Consider the following 12,809-nt stretch of genomic DNA (forward strand, 5'->3'; position numbering starts at 1 on the left):
CTTCGGTAAAAGAAAACAGCGGCCTAAGGGGGCCGCTGTTTTTCGTTTTCATCCTTTGCCGGGCTAGTCCAGCGTGCGGGTGACTTCTTCGCGCTCGAAGATTTCGATCACGTCGCCTGCGCGGATATCGTCGTAGTTTTCGAACGCCATACCGCATTCCTGACCCGACTGAACCTCGGCCACTTCGTCCTTGAAACGCTTCAGCGTCTTCAGCGTGCCTTCGTGAATCACCACGTTGTCGCGCAGCAAGCGGACACCGGCAGAACGACGCGCCACGCCTTCGGTGACCAGACAGCCAGCAACCTTGCCAACGCCAGTAACCTTGAAGACTTCGCGAATCTCGGCGTAGCCAATGAACTTCTCGCGAATTTCGGCGCTCAACAGGCCGGATGCGGCTGCTTTTACGTCGTCTACGAGGTCATAAATCACCGAGTAATAGCGAATCTCGACGCCCTTCTGGTTTGCGGTATTCCGTGCTGAGGCATTGGCCCGCACGTTGAAGCCAAAGATTGGAGCGCCCGACGCTTCAGCCAGACCGACATCCGTTTCAGTAATGGCACCAACACCCGAATGCAGAACGCGCACGCGTACTTCTTCGTTGCCGATCTTCTCCATTGCCTGAACGATGGCTTCCGCCGAACCCTGAACGTCTGCTTTCATCAGAATGGGCAACTCGGTGACGTTTTCGTCTTCCTTTGCCTTCTGCATCAACTGTTCAAGGGTCGTTGCGGCACCAGCGGCAGCGCGTTTGTCCTTGGCGGCCTGTTCACGGTAGGCGGCGATTTCACGGGCTTGTGCTTCGGTCTCGGTCACGTTCAGAACATCGCCTGCTTCAGGCGTACCGTTTAGACCAAGAACCTCAACGGGAACCGACGGGCCAGCTTCCTTGACGCGCTCACCCTTGTCGTTGATCAGAGCACGGACCTTACCATACTGCTCACCCACGACAAAGATATCGCCCTGACGCAATGTACCGTTCTGAACCAGAACCGTAGCGACCGGGCCGCGGCCCACGTCCAGCTGTGCCTCGATCACGGCACCCTGGGCAGCGCGATCAGGGTTGGCTTTCAGTTCCAGAATCTCGGCCTGCAATGCGATGGCTTCCAGCAACTCGTCCAGACCTTGACCGGTGATGGCAGACACTTCTACGTCCTGAACCTCACCCGACATTTTCTCGACGATCACTTCGTGTTGCAGCAGATCGGTGCGCACCTTGTCCGGATTTGCATCATGTTTGTCGATCTTGTTGATCGCCACGATCATCGGCACCTTGGCTGCCTTCGCGTGATTGATCGCCTCAATTGTCTGCGGCATGACCGCGTCATCGGCAGCGACGACCAGAACCACGATGTCGGTCACCTGGGCACCACGCGAGCGCATCGAGGTGAAGGCCGCGTGTCCGGGTGTATCCAGGAAGGTCAGCGTCGAGCCGCCATCGGTTTTCACCTGATAGGCGCCGATATGCTGGGTGATGCCACCGGCCTCACCAGCCACAACACGCGCATCGCGGATTGCATCCAGCAGCGATGTTTTCCCGTGGTCGACGTGACCCATGATGGTGATGACGGGCGGACGAGGCTTCAGATCGGCTTCGCTGTCTTCGACCTCTTTGATGACGTCCTCAACATCCGAATCAGAGACGCGGGTGACCTTATGGCCAAACTCTTCGATAATCAGCTCGGCAGTATCAGCGTCGATGGTCTGGTTCTGCGTGACCATCATGCCCATCTGCATAAGTGATTTGACCACGTCAGCCACGCGCTCGGCCATACGGTTGGCCAGTTCCGAGACCATGATCGCCTCAGGCAGTTGTACGTCGCGGATCACCTTTTCCCGCTCGACCGAACCGCCCATGGCTTTCTGACGGGCGCGTTCCTGCTTGCGCTTCATCGCTGCCATCGACCGCTGGCGGCTGCCTTCGTCACCGGTGGCCTGACCCAGTGTCAGCTTGCCCGAACGACGGTTGTCTTCACGACCCTTGCCACGACCGCGCTGTTCGCGTTCGCGATCCTGCTTGCGAGGTGCGGCAGCAGGCGCAGGTTTGCTGGCCGGGCTGCGTGCAGCTTTGGCTTCTTCAGGGGCCGGCGAAGCGGCAGCAGCAACAGCGGCACGCTTGGCTTCTTCTTCAGCCTCCACGCGCTTGCGCTCTTCATCTTCGGCTTTCTGACGCGCGCGCTCTTCCGCTTCACGCTGCTCGCGTTCTTTCGCTTCCTGTTCCGCGCGGCGGCGCACGCGCTCTTCTTCGCGTGCCTTTTCAGCGGCTTCGCGTTCAGCGGCCTCTTCGACCTCGCGGGCCTTGGCAGCCTGCAAAGCCTTCATACGGCGCGCCATTTCCGCGTCCGAAATACCTGCGGGACGACGCGACGGATCACCCGAAGGGGCGGCACCGCCACCCGGCTTTGCCGCGCCCGGCTTGGGGACCACCACGCGCTTGCGTTTGGTTTCCACCACGACATTCTTGGTGCGTCCGTGGCTGAAACTCTGTTTCACATTTCCGGGGCGTGCCCCGCCACGAAGACCCAATGTCTTTTTGCCGTCACTATCGCTCATAAAGCTTCTTACCCTTCCGCGCGGCCCTTGCCGCCGTCATCCGTTTCGCGCAAGCCACGCAGGCGCTGCGCTTCCTCTACAACACGTTTGGCGAGTCCGCCAGAGGCCAAGGCCGCATGAATCACCGTTTGGCGCCCAAATGCCTGCCCTAATTCGTCTGCCGTCAGCCAACCGATGTATTTTCCGAAGTGCGGCGTACTGAGCTTCGACTTGCCGCGCCCCGATCCATCAGTGGCCTGAATCAGCACCTGAGCCTCTTCCCGGTCCAGCCACGACTTGACCTTTTCATACCCGGCAACCGCGTCGCCGGACTTGCGCGCCAGACTGAGCAACTCAATCACACGGCGCGCGATCTGCTTTTCAACTTCTGTCGCGAGGTTCTGAGGCACAGTCACCTGTGCCTTGAACCCCCGCGCAAACAGTTTCTTACCAATGGCCTTGTCCAGCGCAGCACGATCCGCCGCCACATAAACGCCCCGTCCCGGCAACTTTGCCGCGACATCCGGAAAGACCTGACCGTCCGGGCCCGTCACAAAGCGGATCAAGCCATATTTAGGCTGAACCTCGCCTGTGGCGATGCACTTGCGTTCGGGTCCGTCAGACCGATCCTTATGGACGCCACCGCGACCCATACGCGCCACCCGAGACCTGAGATCAGGCCTCGACCTCCTCGTCTGCTGCGTCGCCGTCGATGTCTTCTTCCGCCTGCTCCAACTCGGCCGGATCAACCCAACCCAACAGGATACGCGCAGTCATGACCATGTCTTGTGCTTCTTCGAGCGTGACGCCAAAGGGCTCCAGCACGCCATCATCCTTGACGCGTTCACCGTCGACCGTGGTCCAGCCACCGGCCAGTTCCCAGTCTGCACAGGTTGCGAAATCTTCCAGCGTCTTTACATCGTCCTTGGCCAGCGCCTCTACCATCTGGGGGGTCAGGCCTTCGAATTCAATGAGGCTGTCCTCGGCACCCAGTGCGCGCGCCGCATCCAGAGCGGCTTTGGCCTGGGCTTCCAGGAACTCGCGCGCCCGGGTCTGAAGTTCCTGCGCAGTGCCTTCGTCGACGCCGTCAATGACCAGAAGTTCATCAATCTCGACATAGGCAACTTCTTCGAGGTTGGTGAAGCCTTCGGAAACCAGCAGTTGCGCAAAGAACTCGTCCAGATCCAGACTGTCCATGAACAGTTTGGTACGAGATTCGAATTCCTTCTGACGACGCGCCGATTCTTCAGCTTCGGTCATGATGTCGATATCCAGCCCGGTCAGTTGGCTTGCCAGACGCACGTTCTGACCGCGACGACCGATTGCAAGAGACAACTGCTCTTCCGGAACGACAACCTCGATCTTGCCTGCTTCTTCGTCCAGAACAACCTTCGAAACCTCGGCAGGTTGCAGCGCGTTCACCAGGAAGGTCGGTTGGTCTTCGTTCCACGGGATGATGTCAATCTTCTCACCCTGCAGTTCGTTCACAACGGCCTGCACGCGGCTGCCGCGCATACCAACGCAGGCGCCAACAGGGTCGATCGAGCCGTCATACGAGATCACGGCGATTTTGGCGCGAGAACCGGGGTCACGGGCCACGGCCTTGACCTCGATGATACCGTCATAGATTTCCGGCACTTCCATCTTGAACAGCTCGGCCATGAACTCTGGCGCGGTACGCGACAGGAAGATCTGGTGGCCACGCACTTCGCGGCGGACTTCCTTGATATACGCGCGCACACGATCATTCGGGCGATAGCTTTCGCGACCGATCTTGTCATTGCGGCGCAGAACAGCCTCAGCACCGCCGAGATCGACGATGACATTGCCGAATTCTTCGCGCTTGACGGCACCGTTGATGATGGTGCCCGCACGATCCTTGAATTCCTCATACTGACGATCACGCTCGGCTTCGCGGACCTTTTGCAGGATCACTTGCTTGGCGGACTGCGCCGCAATCCGGCCCATTTCGACCGGCGGCACTTCTTCAACAAAAACGTCACCGACCTGTGGATCTTCCATGTACTGCTTGGCTTGTTCGACGGTGAACTCGGCCTGATAGTTCTCAAGCTCCTCATCCTCGACCACGGTTCGCACACGGGTGAAAGTCGCCTTGCCGGTCTTGCGGTCGATGGACACGCGGATGTCCATCTCGGCACCGTAGCGGCTCTTGGCAGCGCGGGCGAGCGATTCCTCCATCGCTTCGACAACCAGACCGGGGTCGATCATCTTTTCGCGGGCCACGGCCTCGGCAGTCTGCAGCAGCTCCAGCTGGTTGGCTGAGGTAATTGCCATCAGTTCGTCTCCTCTTCGGACCCTTCGGTCTCAATCTCGTCGAAAGCGTTTTCGTTCAGGGCACCGGCGTCCTTGCGCTGGCGCAGCATTTCCTTGATCAGGTCATCGGTCAGGACCAGCTTGGCATCACTCAGCCAGTCGAATTGCAGGCCGATGGTGATCGTCTCGGACCCTTCGGGGATATTGATCAGAACCTCTTCCCCTTCAATCCCGGCCAGTTCCCCTTTGAACCGGCGGCGGCCATCGATCAGTTCAGAAGTTTCGATCTTGGCCTCATACCCCTCGAAAGTCTCGAAATCCTTGAGGCGGGTCAGGGGGCGGTCGATACCGGGGCTGGACACCTCAAGCGTATAGGCGTCAAGGATCGGGTCCTCGACATCCAGGGTGGCGCTGACCGCATTCGAAATCTCGGCGCAGTCATCCACTTCGATGCCGCCTTCGGGTTTGTCAGCCATGATTTGCAGCGTGGTCTGCTTACCACTCATCAGCCGGACACGGACCAGCTCATACCCCAGATCTTCGATCACCGGGGTGATGATCTCGGCAAGTCGCCGGTCGATGGCAGCTTTGGCTATCAGGTCGTTTGTCATCAGGTTCTCTACCCTGTCAGTCGGGCACAAAAAAACGGGCGCGCGGCCCGTCGAATTTTCCGGTGGAGCCTTGGACCGGAAGTCCAACGCACCGCTGTTGAGACTGCATATACGCAGGATGATCCGAGTCTGCAACCCCCGACAGAAGTGTCACCCGAAATTACACGATCCACCACCGTTCAGCGATACGACCGTCGTCCAGAACCGTGCGTCCGGCAATCTGCCGCGGCAATCCCACCGCCCCAGAGACGGCCAGTGCCATATCGGTCTCGGAAGGATAGTAGCGAAGACCGCGCGTACCGCGGATCTCTGACGAATCGGGGAAGGCGGCGACATCGACATAGCCATCACGCAATGCCTCGGCGCGGACACGGGCATCGGGAATAACGATCACTTCGAATGCATCGACCCAACCGGCCTGACCGTCCTTGTAATGCCCCAAAACACGGCGACCCAGGAAATGCCGCCCGTCTTCGGCGCGTTCGACACGGTAGCAACCCGTGCCATTGGCGTTGTGTAGCGGCGTGACGCCTTCGCCATTGCGGGCAATGATAAAACGACTGTCCGCCAAAAGGAATGGAAGGCCCGGATTTGCCTCGGCCAGTTCCAGCCGCAAACGGTTGGCAGTCAATGCCTCGGTATGCCCGACCTCGGCCAATACGGCCGCAACATCTGCGATGTCCAAAAACGCGCCGTCGTGGAACACCGCATCGTTGCGCAGATCAAAGCTCCAGACCCTCGCATCGGCGTCGGTTTGCCAGCCCGTCGCAAGCTCGCCCCGCAAAGTGCCATCCGGGGCGATCTCGGTCAGCGTGTCGAAAACCGCACCGCGCGCCACCTGCTCAAGACTGTCGTCGCGCGGTACGGCCAATCGCAGCGTGCCGCCTTTCTCAGGTCTGTCCGCCAGGGACGCGCCTGTCGCGGCAAGCAGCGCGGCGGCGGCACCCGAGGCAAACAAGGCACGGCGGTCGATGCGTGTCATGCCAAACCCTCCGCTACGCGATCCATGATCCGGATGAGTTCTGCGCTGATCCCGGGTTCAGAAAGCGCATGACCGGCCTGACGTACCATCTTGATCTCGGCATTCGGCCAGCGTTCGCTCAGCGACCAGGCGGCCTGCGGCGGGCAAATCATGTCGTATCGCCCCTGCACGATGTGTCCCGGGATATGAGCGATCCGGTCCATTTGATCTAGGATCTGCCCATCCGTTTCCAGGAACGCCTTATTGTAGAAATAGTGATTCTCGAGCCGGGCAAATGTACGGGCGTATTCGCCGGGGCTTTCGCCCACTGATCCGTTCGTGTGGATCGACGCCAGCGCATTTTCCCAGTGCGACCATGCCCGCGCATACAGGGTCTCGGTCGCGCGGTCCCCCGAGAACAGGCGTTTATTGTAGGCGGTGATGGTGTCCTTCAGCTCCACCTCGGGCAACAGTGAGGTAAATTTCTGCCACTGTTCCGGCCAGAAACGTCCCGCTCCGCCGCCATAAAACCAGTCAAGTTCAGCGTCAGTTGCCAGGAACACACCGCGCAGCACCAATCGGCTGACCCGGTCTGGATGCGACTGCGCATAGATCAACGCAAGGGTCGCGCCCCAGCTGCCGCCAAAAGCAATCCATTCATCAATCTCGAACAGGTCGCGCAACCGTTCAATATCGGCCACCAAATGCCATGTCGTGTTGTTTTCAACCGAAGCCGTGGGGCGAGACCGGCCACACCCACGCTGATCAAATAGAATCACCCTGTAGGCCTGTGGATCAAAATAACGCCGCATTGCGGGGCTACAGCCACCGCCTGGACCGCCATGCAGGATCACCACCGGTATGCCTTCGGGGTTGCCGCATTGTTCCACATAGATACGGTGCCCGTCGCCCATATCGACCATACGCTGATCGAACGGATCGATCGGCGGGTACAGATATTGAACTGCGCGCTTTTGGTCCGGGTACTTGTCCATTATGGCCCTATATAGTCCTTAAGCGTAAAAGAGCATACGGAGACAGGAATGCAAGCGCATCCGAACACGGTGGATCCATCCGAGATCGCAAAATTCGAAGCGATGGCGGCGGAATGGTGGAATCCTCATGGGAAATTCAAACCCTTGCACATGCTGAATCCTTGCCGTTTGGATTATATCACACAGCAGATCGCCGGTGAATTCGACCGCGATCTGAAAGCGCGGAAACCGTTCGAAGGGCTGCGCCTGCTGGATATCGGTTGTGGCGGTGGTCTGCTGAGCGAACCCATGGCACGTCTGGGGGCCGAGGTCGTTGGGGCCGATGCCGCCGGAGGCAACCTGCCTGTTGCGCGTATCCATGCCGAGCAATCCGGTTTGCAGATCGACTATCGCCACACCACAGCCGAAGACATGGCCGCCGCAGGTGAGCAGTTCGACGTGGTCCTGAACATGGAAGTGGTCGAGCATGTGGCCGACCCGGCGGGTTTCCTGACCGCCTCGCAACAATTGCTCAAGCCGGGTGGGCTGCTGATCTGCTCAACCATCAACCGCAACCCGAAATCCTATGCCATGGCCATTTTCGGGGCCGAGGTCGTCATGCGCTGGCTGCCGCGCGGCACGCATGAGTGGAACAAGTTCATCACCCCTGATGAGTTGTTCGACCTGCTGCGTCAGGCGGGGATGGACCCGGTGGACCGCAAGGGGTTCGTCTTCAACCCGATCCTCTGGAGTTGGTCGATCTCGGACCGGGATCTAAGCGTGAACTATGTGACGGCGAGTGTGAAGCCGGGCTGAGGGTTATTCCCCTTCCAGCTGTTTTCTCAGATCGCGCAGCACTGGCAATGTCGACCGAACACGGTCGTCCCCCAACTCTCCGACCACGCGGTTGATCAACGGAGCAATCGAGGAAATCGCCTGATCCCGCGCGCGTTTACCGGCGGGGCTGATCGCGACCATCTTGCGGCGGGCATCGTCCCAATCGGGTCGGATGTGGATGTATCCAGCCCATTCCAGCTTGGCCAAGGTGTTGGTCATCGCCCCTCGGGTCACGTGGAACGTGTTGGCCAGCTGCGCCGGGCTACGCTCATCCGCGACAAAAGCCAGGTGGTTCAGAACCGAGAAATGCGAGATTTCCATGCCCTTGGGCAGCACCCGGCTAAGCCGGTTCCGCAATAGCTGGTCGGCGGTCAGGATCTCGCTGAACAGCGTGACCGCAAGGGCATTGGTGTCGTCTGTCATTGTTCCGTTCTGTCAGGGTCCGTCGAAGGAACGGCGGTGGTGCAGTGAAGGGACACGTCGCCGTGCCTCAGTCACAGAACTATCATCCAAATCGAAAATGTGAATGCCTGGATCGGTCCCTGCGTCGATCAGCACCTTTCCCCACGGGTCGACGACCATGCTGTGACCGTGAGTATAGCGTGTTTTATCGCCGGTTTTTGGATGTTCCCCTGTTTGGGCCGGGGCCAGCACCCAGCACCCGGTTTCGATTGCACGTGCGCGCAGCAAGGCTTCCCAATGCGCGGCACCTGTGACCGGCGAGAACGCGGCCGGGACGGTCAGAATGCGCGCGCCCGCCTGCGCCAGTGCCGCGTGCAAATATGGAAAGCGAATATCGTAACAGATGGTCAGACCAACCTTGCCGAAATCCGTCTCGGCGATGACCGCTCTTTCACCTGGACGGTAGTTTTTCGATTCGCGGAACGTCTCGGTCTCGGTGACCTGCACATCGAACATATGAATTTTGTCATACCGCGCCACGATCTGACCTTGCGGTCCGATCATAAAGCAACGATTGGCAAAGCGACCGTCACTCTCATGGGTCTTGAGCCCCAACGAGCCGATCAGAAGCCACACACCCAGATCAGCAGCCTGTTCGCGCAGGCCCGCCAAGGTGATGTCATCTTCTTCATGTTGTAAAACCGCGCGCTGCCGTGTGGTGCTGGTCGAAACGCAATTCGTAACCTCTGGTGTCAGAACAAAGCGGGCGCCCTGTTCTGCCGCTTCGGCCATCATGCCTCGTACCATCCCGAGGTTTTCAGCCGGATCGTCCGACGAGGTGATTTGCAGCAGCGCGGTTTTCATCAGGCCGCAAGCAGAGGGTCAAGCTTGCCCTGACGCTCCAACTCGTACAAATCATCGCAACCGCCGACATGCGTAGCGCCGATGAAAATCTGCGGGACCGTGCGTTTACCCCCGGCACGTTGAATCATTTCAGGTTTGCGTTTGGGGTGCATCAACACGTCGATCTCCTTGAACTCGACACCTTTCTGCTTCAGCAGGCGTTTGGCCGCATGACAAAAGCCGCACAGTGGCGATGTATAGATCTCTACCGACTTCATTTTCCGTTCCCTTCGGATTTCGCGCAATCTTGGGCGAATTAGGCATCCTTGGCAACGCGCGCCAGAGCCAACACGAAAATATGATTTGCCCCCGCCGCCTGACAGGCACGAGTGCATGCGGCCAGTGTTGCCCCGGACGTCATCACATCGTCCACCAGCAAAACGTTCCGGCCCGTCAGATGGCGGGCATTTCGGGGGTGAAGGCATATTGCGTCTTCCAAAATCTGTGCCCGCTCGGCTGCTGTTTTGCCATCCAATACCTGCGTCTTGTTTTTGCGAATCAACAGATCGGGCACACATTCCAATCCTGTCTCGCGCGCCAGGTTCTGCGCCAACAGCGCTGACTGGTTGTATCGCCTTTTCAGCAATCGAGACCAATGCAAAGGAACCGGAACAATCACCATATCCGGTCGCAACAATGGGCGCCCTGCCTGCACCATCCACTGCGCGGCAGGGCGGGCCAGTTCGGGCCGATCACCATGTTTCAACGCCAGGATCAGTGACCGCGCCTTGCCGTCATACAAAAGCGCGGCGCGGCCTGCCCTCCAGGGGCGCGCGGTCTTCAGGCAATCATCGCACTCGGTCCGAAACTCGTCCTGCCCCCCGATCAGGGGCAGACCGCAACTTTCACAGACCGTGCCGCCAATGAATGGCGTTTCCCGCCAGCATGGACCACACAGGCCAAAATCGGACTCGGTCAGGTCGCCGCACCCCATGCAACGTGGTGGATAAATCAGCGCAAGTGCGGTTTGAATCCGTTGCGCGATGCGATACTTGCCAGCTATGAAACTGCCCGAACCCACTGCACCCTCACTTTTTGACCGTGCCGCCATTCTGCGTCATCGCAGCCGCGTGCAGGATGACGCCCTTTTTCTGCACCGCGCCGCGATGGACGAGGTTCAGGATCGGCTCTCCATGGTTAACAAAACCTTTACGGCGGCAGCGATCGTGACCGCATACCCGCAGCTTTGGACGGACGCGTTTCCCGAAGCCTCGATCATTGCGGATGACGACGTGCTGGCACTGCAACCCGGCGTACATGACCTTGTGATCCACGCCATGACACTGCACTGCGCAAACGATCCGGTGGGCCAGTTGATCCAATGCCACCGCGCGCTGAAACCCGACGGGTTGTTGCTGGTTGTTTGTCTGGGCGGCGAAACGCTGCACGAATTGCGCGCGGCGTTGGGTCAGGCCGAGATTGACGTTACCGGTGGCCTCAGCCCCCGCATCGCCCCGATGGCCGGGTTGCGAGACATGGGCGGTTTGTTGCAGCGGGCAGGTCTGGCCTTGCCAGTCGCAGACTCGGTGCCGCTCACGGCTGAGTACCGTGACATCTGGCACCTGATGCACGATCTGCGGCATATGGGTGAGGCCAATGCGTTATCCGGGCGACTGAAACACCCGACCAAACGCGCAGTATTTGAGGCCGCGCAAAACATCTACGCGTCTCATTTCACCACAGAGTCGGGACGTCTGGCAGCCACGTTCGAACTGATCTGCCTGACCGGATGGTCCCCTCACGACAGTCAACCCAAACCACTGCGTCCTGGGTCGGCGCAAGCACGTTTGGCTGACGCCTTGCGCACGGACGAGGGCAAACTGCCCGATTGACGCGCGACCAAATCCCCTTATTTCAGGCCCTAACGCAAGAAATTCAGGAAGCCTCATATGTTTGATGCCACGCGACCCGCTCACGCTCCTACGGATCACCCCAAGATCAGGATGGGGCGCGTCGGCATATTGCTGGCCAATCTGGGCACGCCGGACGACTACACATATTGGCCGATGCGCCGATATCTGAATGAGTTTTTGTCGGACCAGCGTGTCATCGATTATCCAAAGTGGAAATGGCAACCGATTCTACAGGCGATCATCCTGACCAAGCGACCTTTCAGTTCCGGCGAGGCTTACAAATCGATCTGGAACCAGGAAAAAGGCGAAAGCCCGCTGATGACCATCACCAAGGACCAGACCGCCAAGCTAAGCCAGACGATGCACGCACGATACGGTGATCAGGTCATGGTCGATTTCTGTATGCGTTACGGCAACCCGTCGACCAAATCCAAAGTGCGCGCGATGGTAGCGGCAGGGTGCGATCGCATCTTGTTTTTTCCGCTTTACCCTCAATACGCTGGCGCAACGACGGCCACCGCCAACGACCAGTTCTTTCGCGCACTGATGGACGAAGCCTGGCAGCCCGCGACGCGAACCGTTCCGGCCTATTTCGATGAACCCATCTATATCGATGCGCTGGCACAGTCTGTTGAACGCGCATACGAGGCTATGGAGACAAAGCCCGACATTCTTGTCTGCTCATATCACGGGATGCCCGAACGGTATCTTCAGCAGGGCGATCCCTATCACTGCCAATGCGCTAAAACGACGAGGCTGTTAAAGGAGCGGCTGGGCTGGACAGATGATCAATTGGTATCGACCTTCCAGTCGCGCTTCGGCCCCGAAGAATGGTTGAAACCTTACACGGTGGATCACGTGGCCGACCTGGCGAAGCAAGGCAAAAAGAACATTGCAGTTATTGCCCCGGCGTTTTCTGCTGACTGCATCGAAACGCTTGAAGAGATTAACGAAGAAATCAAAGAAAGCTTCGAAGAAGCAGGCGGGGAGGCGTTTACCTATATATCATGCCTTAACGATGACGACGCCCATATCGCGGCACTTGGAAAAGTGATCGAAGACAATCTGTGCGGGTGGCTGGAGTAAAGCGTTTACAGAACGCAACCCGCATTTCCTATGAGAACGTTAGGCTCGGCTTGATACTGGCCTGTCAGTATCCCCCGGCGCGCAACAGGCTTGAAGACCTGTTGGAATTAAAAAAGGCGGTGGATTGCTCCACCGCCTTTTTCATGAATTCCGTGTCGGATTAGCTTGCAGCAACAGCAGCAGCAACAACGACCAGCAGGATCAGCGGCAGCAGAATGCCCTGCGACGAACCCTGAGTTTCTTCAACAACAACTGGTGCTTCAACAACCGGCTCTTCCAGGTTGCCAGCATATGCAGTCGAAGCTGCTGCAGTCAGAGCTGCGGCGAGAACGAGTTTCTTCATATTAACCTCCAGAATTTGCACGGCTCCAATATCCAG

The 12,809-nt window shown here is 58.7% G+C and carries 14 protein-coding genes; 3 read left to right on the forward strand and 11 right to left on the reverse strand.

Annotated features, from left to right (window positions below; translation table 11 throughout):
- Positions 1 to 63 precede the first annotated feature (63 nt).
- The 6 genes from infB to pip form a co-directional block, all read right to left on the reverse strand.
- Positions 64 to 2,550 carry a translation initiation factor IF-2 gene (gene infB / locus ACR0D9_RS15845; RefSeq protein WP_480488111.1) on the reverse strand — a complete coding sequence of 829 codons (2,487 nt, stop codon included), beginning with the start codon at positions 2,548 to 2,550 and terminating at the stop codon, positions 64 to 66.
- A gap of 8 nt (positions 2,551 to 2,558) precedes the next feature.
- A complete protein-coding gene (locus ACR0D9_RS15850; RefSeq protein WP_480488113.1) occupies positions 2,559 to 3,182 on the reverse strand; it encodes an RNA-binding protein in 624 nt (207 codons plus the stop codon).
- 22 nt (positions 3,183 to 3,204) lie between these two features.
- On the reverse strand, positions 3,205 to 4,824 hold the full coding sequence (gene nusA, locus ACR0D9_RS15855) for a transcription termination factor NusA (protein ID WP_480488115.1): 1,620 nt from the start codon (positions 4,822 to 4,824) through the stop codon (positions 3,205 to 3,207).
- The gene (gene rimP / locus ACR0D9_RS15860) at positions 4,824 to 5,414 is read right to left on the reverse strand and encodes a ribosome maturation factor RimP (protein ID WP_267363111.1); all 591 of its coding nucleotides are present in this window, start codon (positions 5,412 to 5,414) and stop codon (positions 4,824 to 4,826) included. The genes nusA and rimP overlap by 1 nt, the downstream gene beginning before the upstream one ends.
- 160 nt (positions 5,415 to 5,574) lie before the next feature.
- Positions 5,575 to 6,396, reverse strand: a complete 822-nt coding sequence (locus tag ACR0D9_RS15865) for an ABC transporter substrate-binding protein (RefSeq protein ID WP_267363110.1) — start codon at positions 6,394 to 6,396, stop codon at positions 5,575 to 5,577.
- The gene (gene pip / locus ACR0D9_RS15870) at positions 6,393 to 7,370 is read right to left on the reverse strand and encodes a prolyl aminopeptidase (RefSeq protein ID WP_267363109.1); all 978 of its coding nucleotides are present in this window, start codon (positions 7,368 to 7,370) and stop codon (positions 6,393 to 6,395) included. The genes ACR0D9_RS15865 and pip overlap by 4 nt, the downstream gene beginning before the upstream one ends.
- 48 nt (positions 7,371 to 7,418) lie before the next feature.
- On the opposite strand from pip, the gene ubiG reads away from it, so the two are divergent.
- Positions 7,419 to 8,165: a bifunctional 2-polyprenyl-6-hydroxyphenol methylase/3-demethylubiquinol 3-O-methyltransferase UbiG gene (gene ubiG / locus ACR0D9_RS15875; RefSeq protein WP_480539403.1), complete on the forward strand. Its 747-nt coding sequence runs from the start codon at positions 7,419 to 7,421 to the stop codon at positions 8,163 to 8,165.
- Positions 8,166 to 8,168: 3 nt separating this feature from the next.
- Here ubiG and ACR0D9_RS15880 read toward each other — a convergent pair whose 3' ends face one another.
- From ACR0D9_RS15880 to ACR0D9_RS15895, 4 genes are read right to left on the reverse strand one after another with little or no spacing between them, the layout of a single operon-like run.
- Positions 8,169 to 8,609: a MarR family winged helix-turn-helix transcriptional regulator gene (locus ACR0D9_RS15880; RefSeq protein WP_267363106.1), complete on the reverse strand. Its 441-nt coding sequence runs from the start codon at positions 8,607 to 8,609 to the stop codon at positions 8,169 to 8,171.
- 12 nt (positions 8,610 to 8,621) lie between these two features.
- Positions 8,622 to 9,452 (reverse strand): carbon-nitrogen hydrolase family protein, encoded by an 831-nt coding sequence (locus tag ACR0D9_RS15885; RefSeq protein ID WP_480539405.1) that lies wholly within the window; start codon positions 9,450 to 9,452, stop codon positions 8,622 to 8,624.
- Positions 9,452 to 9,709, reverse strand: coding sequence for a glutaredoxin 3 (gene grxC / locus ACR0D9_RS15890; protein ID WP_209507200.1), 258 nt, complete (start codon positions 9,707 to 9,709; stop codon positions 9,452 to 9,454). The genes ACR0D9_RS15885 and grxC overlap by 1 nt, the downstream gene beginning before the upstream one ends.
- A gap of 38 nt (positions 9,710 to 9,747) precedes the next feature.
- The gene (locus ACR0D9_RS15895) at positions 9,748 to 10,512 is read right to left on the reverse strand and encodes a double zinc ribbon domain-containing protein (protein WP_480539407.1); all 765 of its coding nucleotides are present in this window, start codon (positions 10,510 to 10,512) and stop codon (positions 9,748 to 9,750) included.
- Between ACR0D9_RS15895 and ACR0D9_RS15900 the strand changes: the two genes are divergently transcribed.
- Positions 10,493 to 11,323: a methyltransferase domain-containing protein gene (locus ACR0D9_RS15900; protein ID WP_480488123.1), complete on the forward strand. Its 831-nt coding sequence runs from the start codon at positions 10,493 to 10,495 to the stop codon at positions 11,321 to 11,323. The two genes, ACR0D9_RS15895 and ACR0D9_RS15900, sit on opposite strands and share 20 nt — an antisense overlap.
- Positions 11,324 to 11,380: 57 nt before the next feature.
- The gene (gene hemH, locus ACR0D9_RS15905; RefSeq protein WP_480488125.1) at positions 11,381 to 12,430 is read left to right on the forward strand and encodes a ferrochelatase; all 1,050 of its coding nucleotides are present in this window, start codon (positions 11,381 to 11,383) and stop codon (positions 12,428 to 12,430) included.
- A gap of 160 nt (positions 12,431 to 12,590) precedes the next feature.
- On the opposite strand, the gene ACR0D9_RS15910 is transcribed toward hemH, so the two are convergent.
- Positions 12,591 to 12,773 carry a hypothetical protein gene (locus tag ACR0D9_RS15910; RefSeq protein WP_117870963.1) on the reverse strand — a complete coding sequence of 61 codons (183 nt, stop codon included), beginning with the start codon at positions 12,771 to 12,773 and terminating at the stop codon, positions 12,591 to 12,593.
- Between the last annotated feature and the right edge of the window lie 36 nt (positions 12,774 to 12,809).

Source organism: Ruegeria sp. AK11, from assembly GCF_056541095.1.

Bases quoted from the DNA above. Each gene is read 5' to 3' on its own strand.
- infB (WP_480488111.1), bottom strand. From the start codon at position 2,550: ATGAGCGATAGTGACGGCAAAAAGACATTGGGTCTTCGTGGCGGGGCA.
- ACR0D9_RS15850 (WP_480488113.1), bottom strand. From the start codon at position 3,182: ATGGGTCGCGGTGGCGTCCATAAGGATCGGTCTGACGGACCCGAACGC.
- nusA (WP_480488115.1), bottom strand. From the start codon at position 4,824: ATGGCAATTACCTCAGCCAACCAGCTGGAGCTGCTGCAGACTGCCGAG.
- rimP (WP_267363111.1), bottom strand. From the start codon at position 5,414: ATGACAAACGACCTGATAGCCAAAGCTGCCATCGACCGGCGACTTGCC.
- ACR0D9_RS15865 (WP_267363110.1), bottom strand. From the start codon at position 6,396: ATGACACGCATCGACCGCCGTGCCTTGTTTGCCTCGGGTGCCGCCGCC.
- pip (WP_267363109.1), bottom strand. From the start codon at position 7,370: ATGGACAAGTACCCGGACCAAAAGCGCGCAGTTCAATATCTGTACCCG.
- ubiG (WP_480539403.1), top strand. From the start codon at position 7,419: ATGCAAGCGCATCCGAACACGGTGGATCCATCCGAGATCGCAAAATTC.
- ACR0D9_RS15880 (WP_267363106.1), bottom strand. From the start codon at position 8,609: ATGACAGACGACACCAATGCCCTTGCGGTCACGCTGTTCAGCGAGATC.
- ACR0D9_RS15885 (WP_480539405.1), bottom strand. From the start codon at position 9,452: ATGAAAACCGCGCTGCTGCAAATCACCTCGTCGGACGATCCGGCTGAA.
- grxC (WP_209507200.1), bottom strand. From the start codon at position 9,709: ATGAAGTCGGTAGAGATCTATACATCGCCACTGTGCGGCTTTTGTCAT.
- ACR0D9_RS15900 (WP_480488123.1), top strand. From the start codon at position 10,493: ATGAAACTGCCCGAACCCACTGCACCCTCACTTTTTGACCGTGCCGCC.
- hemH (WP_480488125.1), top strand. From the start codon at position 11,381: ATGTTTGATGCCACGCGACCCGCTCACGCTCCTACGGATCACCCCAAG.
- ACR0D9_RS15910 (WP_117870963.1), bottom strand. From the start codon at position 12,773: ATGAAGAAACTCGTTCTCGCCGCAGCTCTGACTGCAGCAGCTTCGACT.